Raw genomic sequence first — 23,570 nt, forward strand, 5'->3', positions numbered from 1 at the left:
ATGTGATGCTGAAAACGTGTCGGTCGATCAGTCGCAAACCTGGATGCGACGGAAGCGCCAGCCGTAGCCGTCCCAGAAGCGCTCACGAACCATGCGGCACGGGGCCTCTTCGACGTAAACCGGCGCCGGTGCGACATAGACCGGGGCGGGGCGAGCGCCTGCGATAGCGCCGCCCAGCAGGGCGCCGCCGATCAGGCCGCCGGCAACGCCGGCCGCGACGGCGCCGCCGTCACCAGCCTTGGCAGCCGGAGCAACGGCCAGCGAACCGGCAATCGTGGTGACGGCGACAAGGGCAGCTAAAGTCTTCTTCATGTCTTTGGCTCTCCTGGAAGGTGGTGGCGTCGTGGTTCGGCGCCGGGTTGAGGTGACTCACACGCTGATCTCGAACTGCTGTCTTGCTAAACAGCGCAGAACAGTCAACCGAAAGTAAACGTCCGCAGGCTGATCGCGCAGAAAAGCGGTTTTTTCTGGCCATCTGCAGCAGATGTCCCGGAGAAACAGTCGGTTTTTCCGGGACATTTGGTTCGATTTAATCGAGATGAACGGCGATCAATCGCAAACGCGGACGCTGCGAACGCGCCAGGTGTAGCCGTCCCAGAACCGCTGGCGCTGCCAGAAGCAATCGGGACCATAGCCGGGCTCGGCGACATAGGCCGGACCGGGCGCATAGTAGCCGTATCCGGGACCGTAATAGCGGTTCTGCGATGCGATCGCGCCACCGACAATGGCGCCACCGATCAATCCCGCAGCGACGCCGGCGGCGACACCGCGTTGTGCCTGGGCGGGGGCGGGCACCGCCACAGTCGAAGCCGCCACAGCGGCAACGGCGCAAAGCGCCAGCAATGTCTTCTTCATGGCCTCACCTTTCTCGCGGCAGCAGGGACAGCGTGCATTGGCGATCTGTCTCGCCGGAGGGTTCCATATTCAGCTTGAATGATCAATGAACGACGCTGCCGCATTCGCGACCAAATGCTTGCAGTTTTTGCAATATCTTGCAACGCACAAGCCCGATAGCGCCGCGGCGAGGCGCCTACTCATGGGGGCCGGTGGCGAAGGCAGCGGTTATTGGCCCGTCAGTCACCCGGCGGGTGTCGGATTCCTGACCTCCGACCGATTTAAACTCATTCCAATATGAATCCCGCATCAGTTTGGAATTGCTACAAAAACCGCTTTTTCCTTTTGCATCCCGCGGGAGCCGACAATATCCATATTGCCAAGCATCACCGTTGGACCCCGCCTTTCTCCGATGATTGTCTGTTCCTGTAACGTCCTTAGCGACCACGATGTCCGCAATGCCGTCAATGGCGGTGGGTCCGTGACTCGAAATGCCAAGCAGGTGTACGGCTGCCTCGGCTGCAGTGCCGAATGCGGCCGCTGCGCGCGCACCATCAAGGCGATCATCGACGAGGCGCTCGGTCCCTGCGCCAAGGCCTGCTGCTCCGGCTGCCCCCACAGCGGCCACCCGCACGCCGCCAACGAGGACGCCGAGCCGGCCGAATTCGCGCTCGCGGCCTGCTAACGCTTCCCGTTTCGACGCGCTTCCTGACGGCGAACCGGCTTCCGTTTCGCTGGAAGACGCTGCGCTAATCCTTCGAATCCGGTTATCCACGCGCTGCTTCTGCGAAGAGTTGCTCTTGCCGATAATCTGATTTAGAAGCGTTCTAAGTTTAGCGCCGGCCAAGGTTGGCCGCGACAGGTGGAGTGGATCATGCAAGGCGACCCGAAGGTCATCGATTATCTGAACAAGGGGCTGCGCAGCGAACTGACCGCCATCAATCAGTACTGGCTGCACTACCGGATGCTCAACAATTGGGGCCTCCTGGAGATGGCCAAGGTCTGGCGCAAGGAGTCCATCGAGGAGATGGAGCACGCCGACAAATTCGTCGATCGCATCCTGTTCCTCGACGGCTTCCCGAACCTGCAGGTGCTCGATCCCCTGAAGATCGGCCAGGACGTCAAGGAGATCATCGAGTGTGACCTCGCCGCCGAGATCGGCGCGCGCACGCTCTACCAGGAGGCGGCGACCTACTGCCATGGCGTCAAGGACTATGTCAGCCGCGACCTGTTCGAGCAACTGATGAAGGACGAGGAAGAGCACATCGACTTCCTCGAGACCCAGCTCGACCTGATCAAGCGCATCGGCCTTGAGCTCTACACCCAGAAGCACGTCGGTCATCTGAAGGGCGAGGATTCCTGACCGGCTGTCAGCCGCGCGCCGAGCGTCTGCCAAAATACGAGAGGCCGGCCTTGCGGGCGGCCTCTTTTGCTATTGTGAACGAGCTATTCGTCAGTAGCACCGCGTGATGTTGATGGTGCGGTCGCCGCCGCGGCCGGGCACCGTGACGCTCTCGGTGGGGCAGCTCGACACATAGGGCCGATCCGACGGCACCACGGCCGGCGGATAGCGGTGCGCCCAATCCCACGGCACGTCCTGGGTGTAGGTGTAGCGGACGTCGCTCGAGACCGGCGCCGGGACCTCGGCGGCGAAAGGAACGCTCGCCGCGCCATCATAATATCCGCCCGCGTCCGGCAACACGATGCCGGGCACCCGCACATGATGGCGGAAAGCTGGATGATGCGAGGAGAACGTGCCGCGCGCTGCGGATCCGGATCTCGCATAGGTCTCGGTCGGGGAAGCAAGCAGCAGTGCTGCAATGCCAAGGGACGCCATCAGCGCCCCAGTTGTTCGATACGCCATTCTTCGAAGAGCCATGGCACGCACCAACTCGCGGTTACGGAGCATTTCTGCAGACGCTAGGCCGCGCCTCATGGCGCCCGCAAACTCATCCTTAATTATTGGTTAAAAAGTAAGGTTAACAGGGAGTAACTGTTTCAAATTGACGCGACCTCGCGCGCAGGCTTCCCGCGCAGGCGGCGGGCGCCGCTCAGACCGCATCCGCCGGAACGAAGCAGCTGATGATGATGCTGCCGCGGTGGTGCACGTACCACACCACGGCCTCGCCGACCGGGTTGCCGCGATCGCGGATCACGGCGCGCTCCGGCACCATCATCCACTCGCCCTCGATCGGCACCCAATAGGCGCCGCCCCGAACGTCGTAGCTGGTGCGATGGCCGTCGGAGATGTCGCAGCACGGCACGCCATTCGGCGCGATCACGCTCTTGAACCAGGCGCGGATATCGGGCGGCACGTTGTCGTATTGGCCGTTGTCGAACGCCAGTGCAGCGCCCACCATCATGGCGAGCCACGCAAGCACCGCGACATGCGTGAGCCTTCGCATTACCTTCCTCCGGCGAAAACTTCTACGTGACCCGCGCGTAGCGTCACGCGAATCCGGGGTTTGCGCGATTAGGCACGAACCGCGCGCGGGATGCATGCTCAAAGAATCGGCGAAACCGCGCAGTCGTGATGCAGTGCGGGATGGTTGCGCTCAGGTTGGTTGCTTCGTGCGCGCCTTCTTCGCGGCTTTCACCGCGATATTGTCCCGCGCCATTTCGAGCACGCTGCGCAGCGTGATCTGATCCGCTTTCGCGAGGCGGACATTGGTGCTGCCGCTCTTGCCCCAGCCGCCCGGCACCGGCCGGAAGATCTCGGGCTCGGCCTCGATCACCATCGCCTGCTGCTCAGGTGTCAGCTTCACCATGCCCCAATCCTGGTCGGGATAGCCGAGGGTTGCGAAGATGCGCTTGCCGACGCGGAAGTCGGCGGTGCCGTGATGCGCGCCTTCAACGACCTCGGGCAGGCTCAGCGCAATGCGGCGGAAGCGATCAGCGGACATCGTCCTGGCCTCGATCGCTACATCGTGCGTTGCGGCGCCGTCTGCAACAGTTCCTGCAATTGCCTGGCATAGAACCGCGCGTCGCCGGTGGTGAGATGGCCGCGTGTCTCGCTGCTTGCCGGGATCAGATCAATCCTGCCGTTCTTGATCCGCTTCACTGCAGCTTCGGTGACGCCGGTCTCCGGCGGATTGCGCTCATCGTCGGCCGCATTGATCGCAAGCAGGGTGGCCTCGATCTTCTCCAGTCCCGCCGACGGATCGTAATCGTGCGAGGCCTCCCATTGATAGATGTAGTCGTTGGCATCTGATGTGACCGGCAGGGCCAGCTGGTCGTCGACGAGCTTGTCGGCCTGCGTCGCGGTCGGCGCCAGCATCTGGTAGGCGAGCGTGCCGCCGGCGCTGGCGAAGCGATAGGCGGCGATGGCGTATTTCATCATCCGCGGCTGGCTGGTGTAGTTGCCGCCATTGTAGTCGGGATCGTTGCGGATCGTTTCCAGCATCGTCCGCCGCAGCATCCAGTTGCGTGCCGCCATAGCGGTCGGCTGCGAGGCCATCGGCACCAGCACGTCCATCATCCGCGGATAGCGCACGCCCCAGATCCAGGTGTGCATGCCGCCCATCGAGTTACCGATCACGAGCCGCAGATGCCTGATACCGAGCCCTTCGGTGACCAGCCTATACTGCGCGTCGACCATGTCGTTGTAGTCGTATTTCGGAAAGCTCGTCCGCATCGCGTCCGACGGCTTCGACGATTTGCCGTGCCCGATGCCGTCGGGGATGATGATGTAGTATTTCGCCGCATCGAGCGGCTGGCCGGGGCCGAACAGCTGGCCGGCAAAGCTCGGCGTCAGCATGCTGGCCGCCGAGCCGCCGGAGCCGTGCAGCACCAGCACCGGCTGTCCGGTGGGCGCGCCGACCGTGGTGTAGTGCAGCCGCAGTTCCGGCATCACCTCGCCGCTGTGAAACTTGAAGTCCTTTGCGATCCATTCGCCATCCTGCGGCGTGGGATAGTCTGCAGCCATGGCCGGTACCGACATCGAGACAACAACAGCGGCCACAAAGGCCGCGCACCAACGGATCATTATGCTTCTTCCCACGCGCGGCGCATTTGTCCAGCCGCTTGCGTGCAAGCCTAGCATGACGGAAGGCGTCGTCCGATAGCGGCGCCGCGCCCCTGACGCAGAAGTGTCCGGTTAACTCGCCTTCAGCACGTTCAGCGCATACCATCCCCAATAGACGCGGTGACGCTGGATCAGGCCGTCATCGATCTCCATGACCTCGACCAGATCCATCTGATCGCCGTCCGGAGACTGCCGTGGATACTCCCAGGTGAGAAGGCGGCCGTCGCTGAAGAAGCCCTGCTTGAAGCGCCGCCGTTGCGGCGGGTTGGTGCGGAACACGCGCGTGATGAACTCGCACAGCGCGTCGCGGCCGCGGACGATCCCGTCTTTGGTCTGCATCAAATGCTGGACCAGCGGGCTCTCGATCGAGGCGTCGGCTGCGTAGAGCGTGAGCGCCGCCTCGAGGTCCTTGTTACCGAGCGCATCATCCCAGAGCCTGTAGATACGTTCCGCGTCGTTGCTGCCAGCTGTCATGATCGTTCCCTTGTGTTTGGTCGACTGCCGCCCATTTGAACGGAACAGGCCGCCGCAACATTTCAGGAAAATCTGAAATGAGCTGCGTGGCACGGCGCATGCGGGTAGGACGTTTCGGCGCGATCTGGAGGACGATGCGGTGGGATCATCCCAGGGCTTGCAGACAGGATTTTCGCGGATCGCCGAGGCCTTGGGCGATCCGGTCCGCGAGGCCATGGTCAGTGCGCTGGCCGACGGCAAGGCGCTGCCGGCGGGCGAGCTTGCTGCGGTCGCCGGCATTTCGCCGCAAGGCGCCAGCGCGCATTTGCAGAAGCTGGTCGACGCCCGCGTGCTGTCGGTGTGGGCACAGGGCAGGTTCAGATATTGCCGGATCAGGGACGACGACGTCGCGGCGCTGATCGAGAACCTCGTCGATCTTGCGGCCAAGGCCACCGTCGGGCGGCGGCGTGCGATGCCGGCCGAGCAGCTCAGGCGATCGCGGACCTGCTACCACCACCTTGCGGGTCAGCTCGGCGTGCTGTTGTCGAATGCGCTGATCCGCCGCCGCCTCGTCGTGATCGACGGCCGCGATGGTCGCGTGACCGAGCAGGGGTTAGCCTGGTGCCGGGCCGAGGCAATCGATTTCGATTCGGCGCGGCAGCCGCATCTGCGGCTCTGCAACGACTGGACCGAGCGCGTGCCGCATCTCGCCGGTCCGTTTGCCAATGCCGTTCTGGCGCGGCTGGTCGAGATGCGCGGCGTTGCGCCGCATCGGATTCCGCGCGCATTGCGGATCACCGATCGGGGGCGGGCGTTCTTCGACCGGCTTGGCGTCCAGGTTCCGTTCTGAAAGCGACGAGGTGAACTAGCGGCCGTCCTCGACCTCGGTCTCCGGGCGGTCGTTGCCGGAGGCGGTTTCGGTCAGCCATTTGCCGTCCGACGTCTCGTACTGGATCGCCTCGGTGCGGCCGGGGACGCGCTGCTCGTTGGCGGCGCGTCGGGCAGCGGCGAGTGCCGCGGCGTGGGTAGGAAATGGTTCCGAGAACACCCCGTTGACGGTATAGGCCCAGCCGCCGTCGTGCTGGACTACCTTGTAGATCACGTGGCTCATCCGGAACCTCGCTCCACCGTGGACGATGACACTGCCAGAATAGACCACGATGTCGTATTTTGCAGCAGCCGATCGTCCTTGAGAGAGCCGCCCCGTTGCCGCGGGCGAGGGAGACCGACATGTGCCGCAATATCAAGACGCTGTTCAACTTCGAGCCGCCCGCTACCGAGGACGAGATCCACGCCTCGGCGCTGCAGTTCGTGCGCAAACTGTCCGGCTTCAACAAGCCGTCGCAGTCCAATGAGGCCGCCTTCAACCTGGCCGTGACCGAGGTCTCGAATGCCGCGCGCAGGCTCCTGATCTCGTTGCAGACCACGGCACCGGCGCGCGATCGCGAGGTGGAGGCGGAGAAGGCGAGGGAGCGTTCGCGCCTGCGGTTTGGCTGAGGGCGGGGCGCACCGTGATGCAGATCACGGTACGGCGCCACGCGTCCGGGCATCGGTGCAGTTCACCCGATCCCGGAGCAACGCCATGAAGCCTGCCCTGCTCACGTCCTGTTCGATTGCGTTCGCCGTGCTCTGGACCTGCGGCATGCTGTGGTCGAGCGGGACGATCGACCTTGCCAACGTCATCATCCTGTCGGCTTGCGGGGCGCTCGCGGGCGTTGCCTGGTATTACGCCATGCGCTGGGTCTTCCAACTCATGCACCTCGCTCGACCCTCCGATCCTCCGGCCAATCCGGGCGCGGAGCGGTAGGCATAGGGCGCGGCACGGACAAAGCTGGCCGCGTCGCCGCGCCAGGACAAGAAGGACTACTTCTTGTCCTTCTTGCGGTGCTTCTTCTTTTTCTTGTGATCGTCGTCCTCGTCGTCATCTTCCGCGAAGTCGATGGCGTCGACGTCAAGCGCGATCGCCTCCGCTGCCGCGCGCTCGGCGGCATCGCGCTCGGCGAACTCGGCGGCTTCACGCTCCTTGGTGCGCTTGTAGTCTTCCCAGGCGTCGAAGATCATGTGCAGCCACGGCATCACCTGATCGATCGACGGCAATTGTCCGGGCGGGCCGGCTTCACCGCGCGGGCCGGCCGGTCCCTGCGGTCCCTGTGGGCCAGCCTCGCCGCGCGGACCCTGCACGCCCGCCTTGCCTTGCGCTCCCGGCTTGCCCTGGGGCCCCGCCTTCCCGACCAGTCCGGGCTTGCCCTGCGGACCCGGCTTGCCGCGCGCACCTTCCGGCCCCGGCCGCCCCGGATGTCCTTGCGGACCGGGCCGACCCGGCTCGCCCTGACGGCCCTGCGGCCCCTGCGCCCCTCGTGACCCCTGGCGGGAGATTGTCTCGTCAGCCACTGATATGCTCCGTCGCGATTTCAAGCCGCTTGTAACAGAGGTTGGATGACGGCTTCAATTCTGCCGGGCGCGGCTGATGCAAGCGATCAACAATCATAATTCGATGCGAAGATCGTGACGGGAGGACGCGTTGCGGATTCTGAACGACAGGCGCGGGGCAGTTGCAGGCGACGCAACAGGGACGCTGACGTTCGACATCGTGGTGACGCGGCACGATCTGCGCGACGAAGCGGCGTTTCGCAACACTGGCGTCCTCGATCTGTATGCCGAGCTGTTTCCTCCGAACGAGCGCGACGCCCCCGACGACATTGTGCGTTGGGTGTTGTCAGATGATGTCGGCGAGCGACGAGAGTTCAGCGTCGGTGATCAGCAGCTGTCATATTGCCTCGACTCGCGCTGCTTCATCCTGCGCGCGGAAGGGCGCGCGATCGGCCTCGGCTTCTTCACCTACGATCACGCAAGCGAGCTGATCTACTGCAACTATGTCGGCGTCGCGAAGGCGTGGCGCGGCGGCGGCCTGGCGGGCCGGTTCTATCGCGAGATGATCGAGATGCTCGACGCCTTGTTTCCGCGCAATATCGGCGTGGTGCTCGAGGTCGAGCCGTATGATCGCGATCGCCTGGCGGCGATCATCGGCGATCTCGAACTGACGGGCATGAGGCGGCTCGCAGCGGATCAACAGACCGAGATTCGCAGATTGCTGCGCGTCAACTGGTACGACAAGCTTGGCTATTGCTTCTTCTGCGACGCGCGCGGCATGCAGCCGCTTGAGTGTCGCTCGCCATGCCTCGATCCATCGCTATTGCCATCCGCTTGGGGCGGCGCGGAGGAAAATTATTGGTTGGCCTGTCAGTCGCGGACCGGCGCGTCCTTGGCGGAGGGCGAGCGCGCGGGTGAGCTCTGGCAAAGAGCCGTCGCTGCGATCTATGTCGAGATCCTCGCAAAATCGCTGGTCGACGACGATCCGAAGGGGCGGCGCGACTATTGGGACTATGCGACGGCGCTGGTCGCGCAGACGCTGCAACAGGCCGCGACGACCGAGGTGCGTCTCGCTCGCTGCCTTGATGCCGGCGGCAGCGAGCTGTTGTCGCGCTGGCGGCGGCTTTCGATCGACCTGCCGATCTAGCGTCGACGTGCCGCTCATGCGTGATGCGATCCGGTTGAATCGTCATCACGCTTAGCTCGTTGTCCAAGCACGATCTTCCCGGAAAGCCGCTTCGCGCGTTTCCGGATCTTGCTCTAGGCTGCGGCGTGCTCGCTCAGCGGCACGTCGATGCCGTCGGCCGAATATTCGCGGATCTTGTTCCGCAACGTCCGAACCGACAGCCCGAGCACGCGCGCGGCGCGGGTGCGGTTGCCGTCGCAGCGCGCAAGCGTTTGCAGCACGAGCTCGCGCTCGACTTCATCGACGGTCGCGCCGATCAGCAGTGGGACGATTTCATTTGGAGCCAGCGACGGCAGCAGAGCTTCCGGCGACGGTACGGTGGACGCGTAAGACATGAACTCCTCCCGATCAACGCCCGCTTCGTCGGTGAAGCGAAGACATCGAGAACCAACTACCCCGTAGATCAACGGTGTGCCGATTTGGTTAACAAGCCCTTAACGCGCCCCTAACTCCCTGCTCTGTAAGCAAAATACCCAGAAATCGCCACGATTGCGGTTCCTTCCGTCACAATGTGCGGTAGCCGCCATCGACCATCACGATCGATCCCGAGACATAGGCCGATAGGTCCGAGGCGAGGAAGATGGCGGGGCCGACGATGTCCTCCGGCTTGCCGGCGCGGCCGAGCGGGGTGTGGTCCATGAAGACCTTGACCAGGTCGGGATTGGTGGCGCGCACCTTCTCGTTCAACGGCGTCTCGATGAAGCCCGGCCCGATTGCATTGACGCGCACACCATCCTTGCCGAGTTCGGCGGCCAGCGCCTTGGTGAAGCCGAGCACGCCGTGCTTGGAGGCGGTATAGGCCGGAGAACTCGGCGTGCGCAGATGCACGAAGGACTGGATCGAGCCGATGTTGACGATGCGTCCCTTGTTCTTGCGCAGTGGCGCGAGGAACGAATGCGTCACGTTGAACACGCCGGTGAGATTGATCGAGATGATGTCTTCCCAATCCTTGATCACGGCCTCGTCGGTGCCGAGCATGCCGTTGCGGCGCGCGATGCCGGCATTGTTGACCAGGATCGAGACCGGCCCGGCCTTGTCGGCCACTTGCTTTGCCATCGCGACGCAGGCGTCGCGATTGGTCACGTCGAGCGCAAAGCTCTCCGCCTTGCCGCCGGCATTGCGGATCTCCCTGGCCGCTTCCGCCGCCGCATCGCCGTTCATGTCGAGCAGCACCACGCGCGCGCCCTCGCGGCCGTAGCCCAGTGCGATGGCGCGCCCGATGCCCGAGCCCGCACCGGTGATGACGGCGATGTGATTGTCGAGAAGGGCCATGGCGTTTCCTCGTTCTGATTTGTGAGCGTTGTCGACAACACTATTCAAAACTGCGCCAACCGAAACGCCAAGCCGCGTTTGCGCGTTGCTGTTATCCGGATTCGGATGACAGTTACGGACCGCGGACATGGACCCGCATATCAGACACTGGAAAGTTGCGATCGAGCGCTTTTGCGCGGCGCCGGATCCCGACTACCGCGAGATGGCCAAAATGGTCGCGGAGATCGCCGCGACCGACATCGACGAGACGCTGCGGCGTGCGGCCGCACAGGTGCTGCCGATCCTGCGCCAGGCGGCGATGAAATCGGCCGACCGCCGCACCAAAGCGATGGCGCTGCGCCGTCTCGGCATCGTCAACGACGCACTGCACATGCTGTCGGCACCGCGGTTTGGCCGGCGCGGCCTGGCGCCGAAAGCGCTGACGCAGGAGGAGCAGTACCGGCAATTGCTCGGCCTGCCGTTGGGCCGCCGCCTCGCTGCGGCCGAAGTCCAGCAGGCTTTCAAGCGCGCGGCCAAGACGGTGCATCCCGACGGCGGCGGCAACGGCGCGGCATTCCTCGAACTCGCCGCCGCGCGCGACGCCCTGATCAAGCATCACTGACGCTGGATCGCGTCATATCTGACAGCACAAGGACGGACGCCGCGCTGTTGCCGCGCGTCCGCCCTGTGCGTGATCGAATGGCGTTCGCTCAGAACGCGCAGGTGCCGTTGTTCAGGAGGCCGGTCTTGTAGCTGAACGCAGCGTCGAAGGTCGGCAGCTCCTCGCTGACGATGGAGAAGTTCGCCGGCCACGGCGTGGTCGGGATGCTCTGGTCCCAGATCTGGCAGAAGCCGGTGTCCTGCCAGCGGATCAGATGATAGGGCGTGGCGCTTGCCGGGCTTGCCGCGGCAAGCACGGACACGGTGGCGGCAATGGCGGCACAGGCAATCGCAAGACGACGCATGGGAAATCTCCGGTTTGAAAAATGAATGCTCCACGGGGCAATCCTGGAGCTCAGGGGCCGATCGCCCCGGACATGCAGTGAGTATTGCAACCCCGGGAACAGGTTCAACACCGGTCGTGCGAAAGCACCCGTCAACAAATCGGCCATCGCTGTGCCAAATTGCGCCTGTTTACGCGCTTGCTACAGTCGGAGCATCGCGATTCGCAGCCGTGTCACGACGCGAGCAAATCGACGAGAGCAAATCGACGTGAGTAAATCCTGGGGAGACCACACATGAAACCTTCATCCACCCTGCGTGCTGCGCTTGTCGCGCTGCTGGCGTTCACCGGCCTTGCGTTCTCTTCCGCGGCCCGCGCCGACAGCGGCTTCGTGACGCTCACGATCTACAAGGCCGGATGGATCATCGGCGGCTCCGGCGGCAGCGGCGTGTTGACCTTCCGCGGCCGCTCCTACCGGCTCTCCACCGGCGGCCTCGACTACGGACTGGTGTTCGGCGGCTCCAAGACCGTGCTGCGCGGCCGGGTCAGCAACATCAACCGTCCGTCCGACGTTGCCGGCGTCTACGGTGCGGCCGGCGCGGGGCTTGCCGTCGGCCGCGGGGCGCGCGCGATCGTGCTGACCAATCAGAAGGGCGCGGTGTTGGAGTTGACCGGCCACCAGGTCGGCCTGATGGCCAACGCCGATCTGAGCGGGCTTGCGATCACGATGCGGTAGAGCATTTCGTTCGGTTTATCCCCGTCATCCTGAGGAGCGCGTCTTCGCGCGTCTCGAAGGATGCACGGCCCGGCTGGTGGCCGATTCATCCTTCGAGGCTCGCCGAAGTGGCTCGCACCTCCAGCGACAATGGCATAGCCATTGCGCGGGGAGGACGGGGACAGCTAGTCTAAAGCGTTGAGTGCGCGAAGCCGCGTTCACCTGAACAGATGCAGCGCGGCGTATTGCAGCAGCATGATGGTCTTGGCGTCGACGATGCGGCCGTCGCTGATCATGGCGAGCGCGTCGTCGATCGCAAGCTCGAGCACCTCGATGTCCTCGCCCTCGTCGGCGAGCCCGCCGCCGTCACCGATGCGCATCGCGGCGTCGTATTCGGCGACGAAGCAATGCAGCTTCTCGGTCACGGCGCCCGGAGACGTGAAAGCCTCGAACACCTTGCGCACATGCGCGAGCCGGTAGCCGATCTCTTCCTCCGCTTCGGCGCGGATGCGTGCTTCCGGCTCGGCATCGTCGAGCATGCCGGCGGCAACCTCGATCAGCAGATCGTCATAACCGTTGGCGAAAGCGGGGAAGCGGAACTGGCGCACCAGCACGACGCAGCGGGTCGTCAGATTGTAGGGCAACAGCGCCGCGCCGTTGCCGCGATCGTAGACCTCGCGCACCTGGGTCTGCCATTCGCCGTTGGCGCGCCGGTAGTCGAACGTCGCGCTCTTCAGCTCGTAGCGGCGCTTCGAAAGCAGCTCGACGTGCTTGACGCGAACGCGGTCGGCGATGCTCATGCGTCGGTCCTCAGCCCTCTCACGGCGTCGCTTCGCGCCCGTCGAGCCATTTGGCCAGCATCACCGAGGTCGACTCGTCATAGCCGAGCGATTGGTAGAACGCGCCGGCCTTGGCGTTCTCCCGCCGCACCAGCAGTTGCAGCTTCGGCACGCCGGCGGCGCGCAGCCAGTCCTCGGCCGCCGCCATGATGGTGCGGCCAAGCCCCTTGCCCTGGCGGTTGGGATCGACCGCGACGTAATAGACCCAGCCGCGATGACCGTCGTGGCCGACCATCGCGGTCGCCACGATCGCATTGGCGTCGCGGCCGACCAGCACGGCTGAATTCGGTCCGCGCCGCGCCAGCGCGATGTCGGCGGCAGGATCGTTCCATGGCCGCGTCAGGCCGCAGGCCTGCCACAGCGCGACGACATCGGCGATGTCGTTATCGGTGATCTCTGCAATGGCGAGGGAGGCAGAGGAGGAGGGCATCGTCGCCTGCGCGGTCACAGCACCTTGCCCGGGTTCATGATGCCGAGCGGATCGAGCATCGCCTTGACCTGCCGCATCAGCTCGATCGCGACCTTATCCTTGACGTCAGGCAATTCGTCGCGCTTGAGCACGCCGATGCCGTGCTCGGCCGAGATCGAGCCGCCCATCCGCAGCACGATCTCGAACACGACGGCATTCACGTCGTGCCAGCGCGCCAGGAAGTCGGCCGCATTGGCGCCGACCGGCTGGCTGACATTGTAGTGGATGTTGCCGTCGCCGAGATGGCCGAACGGCACCGGCCGCGAACCGGGGATCAGCTTCACCACGGCAGCATTGGCTTCCTCGATGAAGGCGGGCACGGCTGCGACGGGCACCGAGATGTCGTGCTTGATCGAGCCGCCTTCCGGCTTTTGCGCCGCCGACATCTCGTCGCGCAGCTTCCAGAACGCCTGGCGCTGGCTCAGATTGGCGGCGATGACAGCGTCATCCACGATGCCGTCCTCCATGCCCTGGGCCAGGATAGCCTCCAGCGTGTCGCGTGCATCGCCGCGCGACGACGACAATTCCATCAGCACGTACCAGGGGTGCTTGCTCTCAAGCGGATCGCGGATATCGATGCCGTGGCGGATCGAGAAGTCGACCGCGACGTCGGCGAGCAGCTCGAAGCTCGTCAGCGCTCCGGCCGCTTGATCGCGCGAGATCGACAGCAGCTTGAGTGCGGCCGCCGGCGAAGCCAAGCCGACATAGGCGGTCTCGACCGCACGCGGCCGCGGAAACAGCTTGAGCGTCGCCGCGGTGATGATGCCGAGCGTGCCTTCGGCGCCGATGAAGAGATTGCGCAAATCGTAGCCGGTGTTGTCCTTTTTCAGCTTCGACAGCGCGTTCAGCACCCGGCCGTCAGCCAGCACGACTTCGACCCCGAGCGCCATTTCGCGCGCCACGCCATAGGCAAGGGCTCCGGTGCCGCCGGCATTGGTCGAGAGGTTGCCGCCGATCGTGCAGCTGCCTTCTGCGCCGAGCGACAGCGGAAACAGCCGGTCGACCTCGGCTGCCTTTTGCTGCGCGATCTGCAGCACCACGCCGGCCTCGCAGGTCATGGTGTTGGATTCGACATCGATATCGCGGATCTTGTCGAGACGCCGCAGCGAGACCACGACCTCGCCATTGTGCGGCGTCTGGCCGCCGACCAGGCCGGTATTGCCGCCCTGCGGCACCAGCGCGATCCTGTGCTCGGTCGCGAGCTTGCAGATCGCAGCGACTTCGGCGGTCGAACCGGGGCGCAGCACCAGCGGCGAGCGGCCGTGGAACAGGTCACGCTCCTCGGTGACATAGGGCTCGATGTCGGCAGCGTCGGTCATCGCATATTTCGCGCCGACGATGGCGCGGAATTTTTCAAGCAATTCGGGCGGAAGCGGCGGCACCGCTGATTGGACGATGTTCATTTTTTCTTGGTCTTTCACTCAGTCGGGGATCTTTGCCTAAGCATGCCCTTCGCGCAAACGCTTCGCGTTTGTCGCGAGGGAAAACCGGTTCCCGCTTGGCGCCAACGCGGCCGTTCCGGTCTGGGTCATGCTTGTTATCGCCCAACGGCTGCGCGGCGCAGCCGGTCATTGATGGCTTCGCCCAATCCGTCCTCGGGAATCGGCGTCACCGCGATCGCATCCGCGTTTCTCTTGTCGAGGGTGCGAAGGTAGCCGAACAGATTGGCGGCGGCCTCGGCAAGATCGCCGCGCTCGGACAGGTTCATCTCCACGGAGGCGCATTCGCGCCGCGCGACCTTCGCCGGCCCGAACGACAGCAAGGCTTCGCCGACATGGACGTCGCTGGCATTGAACCGGACCGGTGTCCGCGGTGCGTAGTGCGAGGCGAGCATGCCCGGGGCAACCGGCTGGGCGTCGCTTTCCGCGTCTTGCGGCGGCGACTGCAAGGGCTGGCCGAGCACGCGCTCGATCTCTGCGCGCGTCAGCCCGCCCGGTCGCAGCAGCACCGGATCGGAGAAGCAGCCGACGATGGTGGATTCGACGCCGACCTCGACCGGCCCGCCGTCGACGATCAGGTCGATGCGGCCCGCCAGATCGCCGTTCACATGCTCGGCGGTGGTCGGCGAGACGTGGCCGGAGAGATTGGCCGACGGCGCTACCAAGGCACCGCCGAAAGCCTTGATGATGTCGCGCGCCACCTTGTGGGCCGGGATGCGTATGGCGACCGTGTCGAGCCCGGCGGTCGCGAGTTCCGCAACCGGGCAGGACAGCGCCTTCGGCAGCACCAGGGTCAGGGGACCCGGCCAGAACGCGTCCGCCAATCGCAGGGCCTGCCCATTGAATAGGGCAATCCGGCGGGCGGCGCCCAGATCGGCGACATGGGCAATCAGGGGATTGAAGGCCGGCCGGCCCTTGGCCTCGTAAAGCCGGGCGATCGCTGAGGCGTTGCCGGCATCGGCGCCGAGGCCGTAAACCGTCTCGGTCGGAAACGCCACCAGGCCACCCTCGGCCAGGACCCCGGCGGCGGTCGCCGTCGCGGCGGCGCCGGCGGACAAAACGTGCGTTTTCAGACCTGTATCCACTGTGACTAGATTCCTCAATTGGGTGCCTTGTGGTCCCTTGCGGTCCCCGAAACCCGACGCTATAAGCCGGCCCTCAGTCGGAGTGTGGCTCAGCCCGGTAGAGCACTGCGTTCGGGACGCAGGGGTCGCAGGTTCGAATCCTGCCACTCCGACCAGATTTCCTTAGGTTTTTTCTTCTCATCGGTGGCTGTTCCCGAGTCAACCACCGATTTGACCACCGAAACATACCGCGCTTTTTGGCCAATGGCTGCCGCCGCCCCGTGCAAATAGTCGGGATGGTGATGGCCATAGGTATCCTGCAGGACCTCCGGCGACATGCCGAGGAACCCGGCCGCCTCCCAAATCGGCACGCCGCGCTGCATCAACCAGGTCGCCGCCGTGTGGCGCAACGTGTGCGGAGTGACTTTCCCGGGCAGCTTGGCCAGATCCACGGCAGATTTGAAGCCCTTCTTCACGGAAGCGACCGGCTTGCCATTGAACTCGACGAAGCAAGTGTTGATCAGCTTCCGGTCTTTCCAACGACGCAAATGAGCCAATAGCCGGGGTGGGAGCGGAGCCGGCGTCTGACGCTTCTTGGTGGCTCGCTTCCCGATCGGCCTGCGGTAGAAGATACCACGCTCGAGATCGACGTACGAGTGCCCAAGCTCGGGGTAAGGCGATGCCGCCGCGATCGCGCCCGCCCGCGTGCCGGTGTAGAGGCCGATCAGGATAAATCTGGCCACATGTCGCAGCGGTCGGCGGTCTGTCCATACCGGGTCGCCCTTTGAGCTGCCTGCGTGGATGGTCTGCTTTTCGCGATAGCGCCAACATTGCCAGACCAGAGCTGCGGCCTCGCTGCGTGTCAGCCACCGATCACGTGCCTCGCCTTTCGGCGGGAGCGATACGCGAACCGTGCCCCGGTGAAAGCCCTCTTTTGCATGATGGTTGATCGCAGCACGGAATGTCTCGAGGTCACGACGCGCGCCACCGCGGCTGCCGCGATGTTTGATGTAGCCGGCACAGGTTTGCGCGTTGACTGCCGCCAGCCTCTTGCCACCCCAGAAATCGTTGAGCCGGTCAATCCTCGCTTCAATTTCAAACTGATCACCTGGCTCGCCGATATCGGTCAGATAGATCGACAGCACATCGGCGCAATCGATATCGTCGATGTCGCGCCGATTGCGCTCAGGTTGGTATTTTCGCGCGATGTACTCTGCTAGCGCTTGCTCTGCTTCTCGAGGCGGGTTTGTTTCAGACGGGCTCGCAAGGCAGCCTGTGGCGATATGGCGCTCGCCGTCTTTGATGATCCAGACGGCTCGGGCGACGAGCTTTCCGCCGCGATATCGTGCCCTTCGCTTATAGAGACGGGCTCCCTTACTTTGACGCGGCACAGTTCCCTCATCTTCTCGATGTTTTCGAGCGTAGTATAATCTCTGCCGGCAATTCTTTCTATTTCGAGCCGGCCGCGGCGTGCTTCTCGTCGCAGGCCAGAAGCAGTCATCGATCCGTCCGGAAAAGCCAACGATGCGGCAGCAGACAGGCGGATAGGCATATCACGCGAAACCAGACTTGGGGAGAGATGCGTTCTGGCCATGCTAAGACCAAGCCATCTAGATCCGAGTGGCATGCATATGTCGATGGTCCAAGTCCATGCGGGCCTTCCGATGGTCTGAAGGCAGCCAATTTTTCTGGTGACGTTACGACCTCGAAATTCGAACAGTCGAAGCTTTGCGCGGCGATGGCAACGTTACTAACCTTGGAGGAGTATACGGACCTTTGTAAGAATCGCTTCCTCCACCCAGCGAGGTTCGAACTCTTCCCTTACGCGATCAATGCGTCGCGTCGAGTGTTTTCCGCGCTGCTATTAGTATAAGCGAAGGCTTCTACTGTGAAAGCGGAGCGTGCTCGCTCGTGGGACAATCGGCGGCTTCCGAGTGCAAATCGGAACACTGAGACGAGTTTTGAAATGGTCCAAATCGAGAATGCCCTCATCGCATATTACCTCGTAGCCCTTGGCCTGTGTGTGCATTGTCACATGCAAGCCTGATGCAGTCCTGACGTTAATGCCCGAGTCATGTCGACCGCGCGGGAGAGCGTCGCCAACCAATCGTGACAATAGTCCGCGCGGCGGTGCTGTCAGACTAGAGATTAACGGTTCCGGCCGTTGTCAGGCGACAAATCGTGCCTCGGTGAGGTACGCGGGCTCGCTTGGGTGGCGCTAATCTTCCAGATATGGCTTCGCTGGATCCGTTCAAACCGACTGATAAGCAGATGAAGTCTCGCTGACTGATAAGAAAATCGCTGAAAGTTTATCACTTAGGTCGCGCATTGCACGCCAATGCTAGGACAGAACGTTCCTCAATTTGCGGGCGTGCTCCATGTTTGGGGAGGAGCCGATTGCTTTGGTAGGAGTGACAATGGCGCCGGCTTTGCGGTCGGTCGCCGCTTCGGGGAGGGCGGCATCAAAGGTGGAGCAGCGCTGGTCGCGATTTCGCGCACATCCGATTTGCGAAGCCGAATCTCAATGCGGCGTCGTTCCTTTATGTTTGCAGGTATTCCCTGAATGGCAAGTGTCTCATCCGTATTCACAAGTTGGGCTCCGGAGAGAGGGATGAGCTTGTATTTTATTAGCGGACTTTGTCTCAGTACGCTAACGACTGAGACCGCACGAGCCAATCCCAACCCGGCATTATCTGCTGGAACCAGACTGCCGACATTTGCTGTATTTTTAAGGACGGAAGCCAAATTCCAATCGAGATTGGACGGGCGCGCGCCGAGCGGCTGCTCGTCGGTGTGACCGACCACCTCGACGACGTCCACATCGTACTGATCGATCAATTTTTGAACGTCCGGTACTTTGTTGAGAAGTTTATCTCGGAACTCTGGCGTGAGCTCGGCGCTGCCACTCTTGAAGAAATAGCCCTCGGCCTCGCTTAAACTGATCATCGGTGGCCATTGATGGCCTGAAGAATTGCTTCCTGGAGCACTGCGAGCAAGCGCATCAAGAATAACTTGAGTGGATGCAGGCGGCTCACCCGATTTAACCATAGCGCGTTTGATGGCAGCCATCGCGTTCGCATCCTTGATCGCCTTATCGACGTCGATGCCATTTGCACGCAGCGCCTTGATTTCAGCAATCCGGTCACGCACCTCCTTCAGCGACAACCCGGATTTTTGCAACTCATCTGCGGTCGCACGGCTGTCTATGAGCTCGCGCCAGTACTTATCGATGGCCTCCGGATCGCCAGTCCCCGTGAGAGTTCTCAACTTTTCAACCAGAGTCTCATTGTTTCGGAGGGCTTCCAAAAGATCCTGGTTTCGCTGATTGTCTACCGACAGTTGCTCGACTTTCTTGTTCGCCTCTTCTCGCTTCACCTGCTCTTTGCGCAAGAAAGCGGCCATGGCGATGAGTAGGCAGAACACCAGAAGCAGCATGATCTCCGCCATCGTGAGCCCAAGCACCAACCCTTGGCGATACGAAGATCCCTGTCGGGTGATTTGACCATCCGTGACTGACACGACTGTCGCCTACGTGTTGTCGCCGCGGCCCCAAGGGCCGGTGGCATATCGTTCTGCATTCTCGGTGCGGAGTTCGCTCGTAAGTTCATTCAGCGCCGTCGCAAGGGCCTGTGTCTGCCGGAGATTTTCGTCAATTGCCTTGGCCTGCGTCTCGCTGCTCTTGCTGAAAGAGTTAACCGCCCGCGTCAGGCCCTGGATCATCGGCGCGAGCTTGATCTCGATGACCTGTTCCGGGGTTTGGAGGGATGCCAATTTACCGACCACGGCATCGATGGCCTTGACCATGCCCCCCGTACTCCTCGTCAACCGGTCTCCCTGTTCGGTCAGCTGCTTCGAAACGGCCTCAAGGGTCCGCACAACGTGATTGTTCATCATGTTGAGTGCCTCGGCCGAGCGTTTCGACGCATCCTCGAGCGGCTGGCGGGCGACAACCGCGAAGCCCTCCATTTCGCTGGTTAGCCCTTTGCGTGTTTCTCCGAGAGCTTCCTTAACCTCGTCGAGCGCGTCGCTGATTGACTGCTGGGCCATTCTCCGGAAGTAGCCGAATTCAAGAACGGTGCTTTCCAGCTCCCGCTTCACGTTCCGGGAGGCCTGGGCCAGTTCCATCCGCGCTGTTGCCTCAACCTCGACTGGATCGCGACGCATCTGGTTGAAGAAAATGCGCAATGCGATGCCTGCGATGGTAGATGCAATGGCGATACCGAAATTCTTGACAATCTGCTCAGCGGCCCCGTCGGAGGAAAACTGGTAAAGAGAGACAGCAAGGCTGGTCAATGTGAACAGAAAGCCCATGTAGTAAAGATTATCGCCAGACTGATCGTCCCGTAGGCGAAACAAGCGCGCCATACCTAGTATGAGCGCGTAGCCGATCATGATCAGGACCGGGACGGCCGTCACTTGCACGGCGCCGAAATCATGTAGCTTTGAGAAAATGATGTAACCGCTGCCGGCGAGCACAACCGCAAAAAACAGCATGCCGCTCAGGACGCCTGGGGGCAGGCCCTTGTTGGTACCTTTGGGAGCCATCTCCTTATGCTCCCTGCAGCCGTTTGATGAAGCCGACCTTGCCGCGGTTATCAGAGATCCATTCCTGCCAGAACTTCATGAGCTGAAGGTCGTCAACCACAGGCTTTCCGTTGAGCTGGCGCGTGACCAGCTCAACAAACACTGTCGCGCCGTGAAGGTCGGTTTGATACTTCAAGTAGCCAGCGGATTGCTTGTAGCGCAGGTACGACAGATCTCCGGCGCGAGGGTACTGACTGTAATCCCTTGTGGACTCAATCATGTCTGAGATCACGTAAAGAGTTTTCTTAACGTCTTGCCTCGCATTTCCGGCGAACTCGTCAATCGCAATGTGTTGGATCGCACCCATGATGGGCGAGGCGTTAGCTCTTGCGGGGCTAACACTGTTCTTTATCGCTTCGCTCACAGGTTTGCGGAAGCTGTCATTCCAGCGTTTCCTGGCCAGTTCCCGATTGTTGGTCCATTCACTCAAACCTGCCCCATCGCCGGGATTACACTTGGAGAATATCGATCGGCTGCTAAGTCCCGCGATATCGAGGACGCGAACATCGAGCCTATGGAAGGGAGGCAGCGTGGTTGCGATTTCATCGAGCAAGCCCAGCACTTCGCGACGCGTGGTCTCGGGTAGCTCGTCGGAAGTATCGACGAGCACGACCGTCACGCCCTGCGGGCCACTCACCGGGCAGAGGCTCTGCACATCCAGGACCGGCGGCCTCTCCGCGAAAAGGTAGATGTAGGCCATCGCACCGCCGCAGGAGAGCGCCAGAAGGAGAAGCATAATTCCGGTCACACCCGCCCAGCCAATACCGGGCGCGCTGCGCTTCCGGGGACGAGTTCTAGCCATTCTTGTCCTCCGGGAAGAATTGATCAATCTCGCGGTATGAGCGCATGGCTCGTTCGAATGCTTCGTTAACGGCCTTAACCTGCTCCTTCAGAAGCCCCTGGGTCTCCTCGATCATCTGGCGCAGCCGCTCCCTTGCAGTAGAATCCGGTTCGCCGGCAGCGTAAGTGATCCGTTCTAGTGTAAACGGCTTGTCGAAATAGGCTGGAGCTGGTGTGGATCGCGACTTGCGGTTGGCCTCGCGGTAGATCCCGAGCAACGCGCGCGCAGCCTGCTCGACCTGGTTCTGGTGCTGGTTGAAGCGCTGACTGAGGCGACTCCGGCCTAAAAGAATGGAGTCATAGTCGGCGCGACGTTTGGATAAGTCGCTCGACGCGGCGTTCATCACGTCGGTTGAATCCTGGCGAATGTCCCGAAGCCGCTCAATCAGGTCACTCTTTAAGTTGGTGAACTGCTGGCTGGCCTCGACCCAGCGGCGCTCCAAACCAGCATAGCCGATGTAGGGATCAAAGAACGTCAGTCCGTCGGCCATCGCCACTAGTGAAAACACCAGCCCGATGCTGATGAAGACCCAGGAATTGACATCGGTAAGGTCGAGCGGGGACGTTAGCAGACGGTGCAGGACAACTTGGCCGACGTCACCTTCCAGCTCGGGGCGCATCTCTCGGAGATGCCCGAGCGTCAGGTTCAGCGCAGCTGCAAACGCCAAGTAAGCAAGAAAGAACACCACCCCGACCAATTTGAGCAGGACGTTTCGATGGAAGACCGGACGGATCAGCACCAGCCCCCAAAGGAAGCTCGCGAGAATGTTCAGCGCAGCAAAGGTTGCGGCCTGGATAGCAGCGCCGATGTAGCCGCCGGTGTTGGACTTCGCGAGGAAGCCGGCGTTGACCACAACCTCGATCGCAAACAGGATCGCAAGCAGACCGACTTTCAGAATGAGCGTGCCGGAACTTAGCAACCTAGCCGGTCGCTCGAGGTGATGCCGCTTCCGGAATGCATCCCGTTCCAGCTCGGATTCGTTGAGGCGGCGACGGTGCGTGAACAACTCATCCCGGCCCATGGTCGCTTCGGCCTCGAAATCGCCAACGGCTTCGGGCGCAGCCTGCTGGATAACGGCAAAACGCTCTTCAAAACTGAGGGCGGTGATCCGTTCATCATAGGTATGCAGGTGGTCCAGATAGATAGTATGGGAATCCTGCTTATGCGCCTCGATCCTTTCGACAATCAGATGTTCGACGTCGTCCAAGGTCTGGGCATCAGAAGCCGGCCGGTTCTGCGAACCGCGCTCCTTGCCGAGGCTGGTCAGATTCATTTCGTCGGCAATCCGGTCCACGTTGAGATCCAGAAAGACCGTCGTCGCGGGCCGATAGTCATGCGTCGGCTGGTTAAGAAGCGCCCGCAGCCGCGCAATCGGGGAAAATCGGATTTCAGAATGATTCATTACTGGCCCGCAACTAGAGCTTTGACTTGCGGCACCCGGCCGCTTGGGCCTCGGCCTCGCTACAGAACCATCGGCGTGAGGAAGTCGGCTGCATGCTGAGCCGATCGTAAAAGCGTCCGCCTGGAAGGTGGTAGATGCACTGGGGCGTGCTGGCCAGATTCCCTTTGATCACACAGTTGGACGGATGGGGTGCCTCGTCTGTTGGCGCATGAGCGATCAACCCGCGCTCTGCATTGCTAGGAACCGTGAGAGCGCCCAGGACAATGGTTGAAGGGTTGCGGTGGCGCCAATCCCATGGAGCGATGAAGGCACCGCTCCAAAGGCCGCGCTGGTGTTCGCGTGCAAAGTCCTCATCAGCGACCAAATCCGTGGAGTACCTACGAAAGTCCAACGCCCAGCCGTTTCGGACCAGCCACCGGGAAACATTCTCGCCGTTTATCGTGCAGACGCCCAGCGAGCGCCTGTAAACGTCCTGGCCAGACAATTGACAGACCCATTCACGGTTGTTGCTGAACGCCTGAAGCCGCTCTTTTGCTTCTAACCCGCAGTTCCAGTTCTTACCTGCAGAATCGAGGCAGATTTGCTCGGTTTCGGGCGCATCAACCTCGCTAAACCAAATCTTGGTTTGCCCGATATAGACGGTGTCGGCGTTGACAATTTGCGGTGGTCCTCGAACCTCCGCCGCCAAGGCAGGGTTGAGTCCAAACAAGACGGTGAGCGCGATAGCCACCCGGCGCATCAACAGGGACCTTTTTCAGCAATCCTTGATAGTTAACACTCTATTACACCTCCTGCGCGAATGGCGAGAGACGTTCCGTCCCTTGTCCCTATGGTTATCCGCCAAGATTTGCGGCATAGCATTGCGGCTCGGATGCTCGCTCTGGACCACATAGATGCTCCCGGTTGATGGTCCACACCACTCAGTCGGTAGGGGCGGGTGAATAGGCTCGCAGCACGTGCCGGCGTGGGCAAACGCTGCTCCATCGCACGCAAATCGTCTGCCACCTCCTCGCGTGCTTTCTTGCCTTCGGCAGCGACGACTTGCTTGCGTTCGGCTTCAACTCGCTGCTTGATCTGCAGCTCTGCGAGCGAATTCAGCCTCTCTCGCAACGAACTTCTGCTGAAATTCGCGACGCTCGGCTTCTAGCAGAGGAGC

At 62.3% G+C, this 23,570-nt stretch carries 30 protein-coding genes, 1 tRNA gene and 1 pseudogene; 10 read left to right on the top strand and 22 right to left on the bottom strand.

Annotation, left to right across the window (positions count from 1 at the left end; translation table 11 throughout):
* Window positions 1–27: 27 nt before the first annotated feature.
* Window positions 28–312, bottom strand: coding sequence for a hypothetical protein (locus J2R76_RS36085; RefSeq protein ID WP_016843728.1), 285 nt, complete (start codon window positions 310–312; stop codon window positions 28–30).
* A 237-nt stretch (window positions 313–549) separates the two neighbouring features.
* Window positions 550–855 carry a hypothetical protein gene (locus J2R76_RS36090; RefSeq protein WP_016843729.1) on the bottom strand — a complete coding sequence of 102 codons (306 nt, stop codon included), beginning with the start codon at window positions 853–855 and terminating at the stop codon, window positions 550–552.
* 391 nt (window positions 856–1,246) lie between these two features.
* Here J2R76_RS36090 and J2R76_RS36095 point away from each other — a divergent pair, with 391 nt between their 5' ends.
* Window positions 1,247–1,519, top strand: a complete 273-nt coding sequence (locus J2R76_RS36095; RefSeq protein ID WP_016843730.1) for a bacterioferritin-associated ferredoxin — start codon at window positions 1,247–1,249, stop codon at window positions 1,517–1,519.
* 189 nt (window positions 1,520–1,708) lie between these two features.
* Entirely contained in the window at window positions 1,709–2,197 is a 489-nt protein-coding gene (gene bfr / locus J2R76_RS36100; protein WP_076830360.1) for a bacterioferritin, read from the top strand.
* Window positions 2,198–2,287: 90 nt separating this feature from the next.
* On the opposite strand, the gene J2R76_RS36105 is transcribed toward bfr, so the two are convergent.
* The 5 genes from J2R76_RS36105 to J2R76_RS36125 form a co-directional block, all read right to left on the bottom strand.
* Window positions 2,288–2,698, bottom strand: a complete 411-nt coding sequence (locus J2R76_RS36105) for a hypothetical protein (protein ID WP_076830363.1) — start codon at window positions 2,696–2,698, stop codon at window positions 2,288–2,290.
* A 187-nt stretch (window positions 2,699–2,885) separates the two neighbouring features.
* The gene (locus J2R76_RS36110; protein ID WP_229193198.1) at window positions 2,886–3,239 is read right to left on the bottom strand and encodes a hypothetical protein; all 354 of its coding nucleotides are present in this window, start codon (window positions 3,237–3,239) and stop codon (window positions 2,886–2,888) included.
* 150 nt (window positions 3,240–3,389) lie between these two features.
* Complete coding sequence (locus J2R76_RS36115; protein ID WP_141342582.1) at window positions 3,390–3,737, bottom strand: MmcQ/YjbR family DNA-binding protein; 348 nt, start codon at window positions 3,735–3,737, stop codon at window positions 3,390–3,392.
* A gap of 17 nt (window positions 3,738–3,754) precedes the next feature.
* Window positions 3,755–4,819: an alpha/beta fold hydrolase gene (locus J2R76_RS36120; protein WP_076830371.1), complete on the bottom strand. Its 1,065-nt coding sequence runs from the start codon at window positions 4,817–4,819 to the stop codon at window positions 3,755–3,757.
* A gap of 111 nt (window positions 4,820–4,930) precedes the next feature.
* Window positions 4,931–5,332 (bottom strand): nuclear transport factor 2 family protein, encoded by a 402-nt coding sequence (locus J2R76_RS36125; RefSeq protein ID WP_229193200.1) that lies wholly within the window; start codon window positions 5,330–5,332, stop codon window positions 4,931–4,933.
* 139 nt (window positions 5,333–5,471) lie between these two features.
* Between J2R76_RS36125 and J2R76_RS36130 the strand changes: the two genes are divergently transcribed.
* Window positions 5,472–6,161, top strand: coding sequence for a helix-turn-helix transcriptional regulator (locus J2R76_RS36130; RefSeq protein ID WP_229193201.1), 690 nt, complete (start codon window positions 5,472–5,474; stop codon window positions 6,159–6,161).
* A 15-nt stretch (window positions 6,162–6,176) separates the two neighbouring features.
* Here J2R76_RS36130 and J2R76_RS36135 read toward each other — a convergent pair whose 3' ends face one another.
* Entirely contained in the window at window positions 6,177–6,422 is a 246-nt protein-coding gene (locus J2R76_RS36135; RefSeq protein WP_016840968.1) for a DUF2188 domain-containing protein, read from the bottom strand.
* 119 nt (window positions 6,423–6,541) lie between these two features.
* On the opposite strand from J2R76_RS36135, the gene J2R76_RS36140 reads away from it, so the two are divergent.
* Both J2R76_RS36140 and J2R76_RS36145 read left to right on the top strand, forming a co-directional pair.
* A complete protein-coding gene (locus J2R76_RS36140) occupies window positions 6,542–6,808 on the top strand; it encodes a DUF2277 domain-containing protein (protein WP_057019313.1) in 267 nt (88 codons plus the stop codon).
* An 85-nt stretch (window positions 6,809–6,893) separates the two neighbouring features.
* Window positions 6,894–7,118 carry a hypothetical protein gene (locus tag J2R76_RS36145; RefSeq protein ID WP_076830377.1) on the top strand — a complete coding sequence of 75 codons (225 nt, stop codon included), beginning with the start codon at window positions 6,894–6,896 and terminating at the stop codon, window positions 7,116–7,118.
* Between the two features lie 56 nt (window positions 7,119–7,174).
* Here the strand turns inward: J2R76_RS36145 and J2R76_RS36150 are convergent, their stop codons facing one another.
* Window positions 7,175–7,702, bottom strand: coding sequence for a collagen-like protein (locus tag J2R76_RS36150; protein ID WP_253625591.1), 528 nt, complete (start codon window positions 7,700–7,702; stop codon window positions 7,175–7,177).
* A gap of 130 nt (window positions 7,703–7,832) precedes the next feature.
* Here J2R76_RS36150 and J2R76_RS36155 point away from each other — a divergent pair, with 130 nt between their 5' ends.
* Window positions 7,833–8,828 (top strand): hypothetical protein, encoded by a 996-nt coding sequence (locus J2R76_RS36155; protein ID WP_229193055.1) that lies wholly within the window; start codon window positions 7,833–7,835, stop codon window positions 8,826–8,828.
* Window positions 8,829–8,941: 113 nt separating this feature from the next.
* On the opposite strand, the gene J2R76_RS36160 is transcribed toward J2R76_RS36155, so the two are convergent.
* Both J2R76_RS36160 and J2R76_RS36165 read right to left on the bottom strand, forming a co-directional pair.
* Window positions 8,942–9,202, bottom strand: a complete 261-nt coding sequence (locus tag J2R76_RS36160) for a helix-turn-helix domain-containing protein (RefSeq protein WP_016840962.1) — start codon at window positions 9,200–9,202, stop codon at window positions 8,942–8,944.
* A gap of 169 nt (window positions 9,203–9,371) precedes the next feature.
* Window positions 9,372–10,139 carry an SDR family NAD(P)-dependent oxidoreductase gene (locus tag J2R76_RS36165; protein ID WP_057019141.1) on the bottom strand — a complete coding sequence of 256 codons (768 nt, stop codon included), beginning with the start codon at window positions 10,137–10,139 and terminating at the stop codon, window positions 9,372–9,374.
* 127 nt (window positions 10,140–10,266) lie between these two features.
* Here J2R76_RS36165 and J2R76_RS36170 point away from each other — a divergent pair, with 127 nt between their 5' ends.
* Entirely contained in the window at window positions 10,267–10,740 is a 474-nt protein-coding gene (locus J2R76_RS36170) for a hypothetical protein (protein ID WP_253625592.1), read from the top strand.
* 88 nt (window positions 10,741–10,828) lie between these two features.
* On the opposite strand, the gene J2R76_RS36175 is transcribed toward J2R76_RS36170, so the two are convergent.
* Window positions 10,829–11,083: a hypothetical protein gene (locus J2R76_RS36175; protein WP_225160034.1), complete on the bottom strand. Its 255-nt coding sequence runs from the start codon at window positions 11,081–11,083 to the stop codon at window positions 10,829–10,831.
* 273 nt (window positions 11,084–11,356) lie between these two features.
* Between J2R76_RS36175 and J2R76_RS36180 the strand changes: the two genes are divergently transcribed.
* Window positions 11,357–11,797, top strand: a complete 441-nt coding sequence (locus tag J2R76_RS36180; RefSeq protein ID WP_092087297.1) for a hypothetical protein — start codon at window positions 11,357–11,359, stop codon at window positions 11,795–11,797.
* A 197-nt stretch (window positions 11,798–11,994) separates the two neighbouring features.
* Here J2R76_RS36180 and J2R76_RS36185 read toward each other — a convergent pair whose 3' ends face one another.
* From J2R76_RS36185 to J2R76_RS36200, 4 genes are all read right to left on the bottom strand, one after another.
* Window positions 11,995–12,576 carry a GDP-mannose pyrophosphatase gene (locus J2R76_RS36185; protein ID WP_057019145.1) on the bottom strand — a complete coding sequence of 194 codons (582 nt, stop codon included), beginning with the start codon at window positions 12,574–12,576 and terminating at the stop codon, window positions 11,995–11,997.
* A 19-nt stretch (window positions 12,577–12,595) separates the two neighbouring features.
* The gene (locus tag J2R76_RS36190) at window positions 12,596–13,045 is read right to left on the bottom strand and encodes a GNAT family acetyltransferase (protein ID WP_035632483.1); all 450 of its coding nucleotides are present in this window, start codon (window positions 13,043–13,045) and stop codon (window positions 12,596–12,598) included.
* 14 nt (window positions 13,046–13,059) lie between these two features.
* Complete coding sequence (locus J2R76_RS36195; protein ID WP_253625594.1) at window positions 13,060–14,487, bottom strand: FAD-binding oxidoreductase; 1,428 nt, start codon at window positions 14,485–14,487, stop codon at window positions 13,060–13,062.
* A 134-nt stretch (window positions 14,488–14,621) separates the two neighbouring features.
* Window positions 14,622–15,608, bottom strand: coding sequence for an L-threonylcarbamoyladenylate synthase (locus J2R76_RS36200; protein WP_253625595.1), 987 nt, complete (start codon window positions 15,606–15,608; stop codon window positions 14,622–14,624).
* A gap of 78 nt (window positions 15,609–15,686) precedes the next feature.
* On the opposite strand from J2R76_RS36200, the gene J2R76_RS36205 reads away from it, so the two are divergent.
* Window positions 15,687–15,763 (top strand) — tRNA-Pro (locus tag J2R76_RS36205).
* A 171-nt stretch (window positions 15,764–15,934) separates the two neighbouring features.
* Here J2R76_RS36205 and J2R76_RS40880 read toward each other — a convergent pair.
* Window positions 15,935–16,330: pseudogene (locus J2R76_RS40880) on the bottom strand (tyrosine-type recombinase/integrase); the annotation flags it as partial.
* 195 nt (window positions 16,331–16,525) lie between these two features.
* On the opposite strand from J2R76_RS40880, the gene J2R76_RS40885 reads away from it, so the two are divergent.
* A complete protein-coding gene (locus tag J2R76_RS40885; RefSeq protein ID WP_309143561.1) occupies window positions 16,526–16,807 on the top strand; it encodes a hypothetical protein in 282 nt (93 codons plus the stop codon).
* A gap of 1,138 nt (window positions 16,808–17,945) precedes the next feature.
* On the opposite strand, the gene J2R76_RS36215 is transcribed toward J2R76_RS40885, so the two are convergent.
* Genes J2R76_RS36215 through J2R76_RS36235 form a run of 5 tightly spaced genes read right to left on the bottom strand, consistent with a single transcriptional unit; the run spans window position 17,946 to window position 23,153 of the window.
* Window positions 17,946–19,106 carry a hypothetical protein gene (locus tag J2R76_RS36215; RefSeq protein ID WP_253625596.1) on the bottom strand — a complete coding sequence of 387 codons (1,161 nt, stop codon included), beginning with the start codon at window positions 19,104–19,106 and terminating at the stop codon, window positions 17,946–17,948.
* 9 nt (window positions 19,107–19,115) lie between these two features.
* On the bottom strand, window positions 19,116–20,132 hold the full coding sequence (locus tag J2R76_RS36220) for a hypothetical protein (RefSeq protein WP_253625597.1): 1,017 nt from the start codon (window positions 20,130–20,132) through the stop codon (window positions 19,116–19,118).
* 4 nt (window positions 20,133–20,136) lie between these two features.
* Window positions 20,137–20,973 carry a hypothetical protein gene (locus J2R76_RS36225; protein ID WP_253625599.1) on the bottom strand — a complete coding sequence of 279 codons (837 nt, stop codon included), beginning with the start codon at window positions 20,971–20,973 and terminating at the stop codon, window positions 20,137–20,139.
* Complete coding sequence (locus J2R76_RS36230; RefSeq protein ID WP_253625600.1) at window positions 20,966–22,414, bottom strand: hypothetical protein; 1,449 nt, start codon at window positions 22,412–22,414, stop codon at window positions 20,966–20,968. Before J2R76_RS36230 ends, J2R76_RS36225 begins: the two co-directional genes overlap by 8 nt.
* 13 nt (window positions 22,415–22,427) lie before the next feature.
* Entirely contained in the window at window positions 22,428–23,153 is a 726-nt protein-coding gene (locus J2R76_RS36235) for a thermonuclease family protein (RefSeq protein WP_253625601.1), read from the bottom strand.
* Between the last annotated feature and the right edge of the window lie 417 nt (window positions 23,154–23,570).

The sequence above is a fragment of the Bradyrhizobium sp. USDA 4532 genome, from assembly GCF_024171315.1.
Lineage (GTDB): Bacteria > Pseudomonadota > Alphaproteobacteria > Rhizobiales > Xanthobacteraceae > Bradyrhizobium > Bradyrhizobium australafricanum.

Coding starts and splice junctions, on each gene's coding strand:
- J2R76_RS36085 (WP_016843728.1), bottom strand. CDS start 312: ATGAAGAAGACTTTAGCTGCCCTTGTCGCCGTCACCACGATTGCCGGT.
- J2R76_RS36090 (WP_016843729.1), bottom strand. CDS start 855: ATGAAGAAGACATTGCTGGCGCTTTGCGCCGTTGCCGCTGTGGCGGCT.
- J2R76_RS36095 (WP_016843730.1), top strand. CDS start 1,247: ATGATTGTCTGTTCCTGTAACGTCCTTAGCGACCACGATGTCCGCAAT.
- bfr (WP_076830360.1), top strand. CDS start 1,709: ATGCAAGGCGACCCGAAGGTCATCGATTATCTGAACAAGGGGCTGCGC.
- J2R76_RS36105 (WP_076830363.1), bottom strand. CDS start 2,698: ATGGCGTATCGAACAACTGGGGCGCTGATGGCGTCCCTTGGCATTGCA.
- J2R76_RS36110 (WP_229193198.1), bottom strand. CDS start 3,239: ATGCGAAGGCTCACGCATGTCGCGGTGCTTGCGTGGCTCGCCATGATG.
- J2R76_RS36115 (WP_141342582.1), bottom strand. CDS start 3,737: ATGTCCGCTGATCGCTTCCGCCGCATTGCGCTGAGCCTGCCCGAGGTC.
- J2R76_RS36120 (WP_076830371.1), bottom strand. CDS start 4,819: ATGATCCGTTGGTGCGCGGCCTTTGTGGCCGCTGTTGTTGTCTCGATG.
- J2R76_RS36125 (WP_229193200.1), bottom strand. CDS start 5,332: ATGACAGCTGGCAGCAACGACGCGGAACGTATCTACAGGCTCTGGGAT.
- J2R76_RS36135 (WP_016840968.1), bottom strand. CDS start 6,422: ATGAGCCACGTGATCTACAAGGTAGTCCAGCACGACGGCGGCTGGGCC.
- J2R76_RS36140 (WP_057019313.1), top strand. CDS start 6,542: ATGTGCCGCAATATCAAGACGCTGTTCAACTTCGAGCCGCCCGCTACC.
- J2R76_RS36145 (WP_076830377.1), top strand. CDS start 6,894: ATGAAGCCTGCCCTGCTCACGTCCTGTTCGATTGCGTTCGCCGTGCTC.
- J2R76_RS36160 (WP_016840962.1), bottom strand. CDS start 9,202: ATGTCTTACGCGTCCACCGTACCGTCGCCGGAAGCTCTGCTGCCGTCG.
- J2R76_RS36165 (WP_057019141.1), bottom strand. CDS start 10,139: ATGGCCCTTCTCGACAATCACATCGCCGTCATCACCGGTGCGGGCTCG.
- J2R76_RS36170 (WP_253625592.1), top strand. CDS start 10,267: ATGGACCCGCATATCAGACACTGGAAAGTTGCGATCGAGCGCTTTTGC.
- J2R76_RS36175 (WP_225160034.1), bottom strand. CDS start 11,083: ATGCGTCGTCTTGCGATTGCCTGTGCCGCCATTGCCGCCACCGTGTCC.
- J2R76_RS36180 (WP_092087297.1), top strand. CDS start 11,357: ATGAAACCTTCATCCACCCTGCGTGCTGCGCTTGTCGCGCTGCTGGCG.
- J2R76_RS36185 (WP_057019145.1), bottom strand. CDS start 12,576: ATGAGCATCGCCGACCGCGTTCGCGTCAAGCACGTCGAGCTGCTTTCG.
- J2R76_RS36190 (WP_035632483.1), bottom strand. CDS start 13,045: ATGCCCTCCTCCTCTGCCTCCCTCGCCATTGCAGAGATCACCGATAAC.
- J2R76_RS36195 (WP_253625594.1), bottom strand. CDS start 14,487: ATGAACATCGTCCAATCAGCGGTGCCGCCGCTTCCGCCCGAATTGCTT.
- J2R76_RS40885 (WP_309143561.1), top strand. CDS start 16,526: ATGATGGTTGATCGCAGCACGGAATGTCTCGAGGTCACGACGCGCGCC.
- J2R76_RS36220 (WP_253625597.1), bottom strand. CDS start 20,132: ATGGCTCCCAAAGGTACCAACAAGGGCCTGCCCCCAGGCGTCCTGAGC.
- J2R76_RS36225 (WP_253625599.1), bottom strand. CDS start 20,973: ATGGCTAGAACTCGTCCCCGGAAGCGCAGCGCGCCCGGTATTGGCTGG.
- J2R76_RS36230 (WP_253625600.1), bottom strand. CDS start 22,414: ATGAATCATTCTGAAATCCGATTTTCCCCGATTGCGCGGCTGCGGGCG.
- J2R76_RS36235 (WP_253625601.1), bottom strand. CDS start 23,153: ATGCGCCGGGTGGCTATCGCGCTCACCGTCTTGTTTGGACTCAACCCT.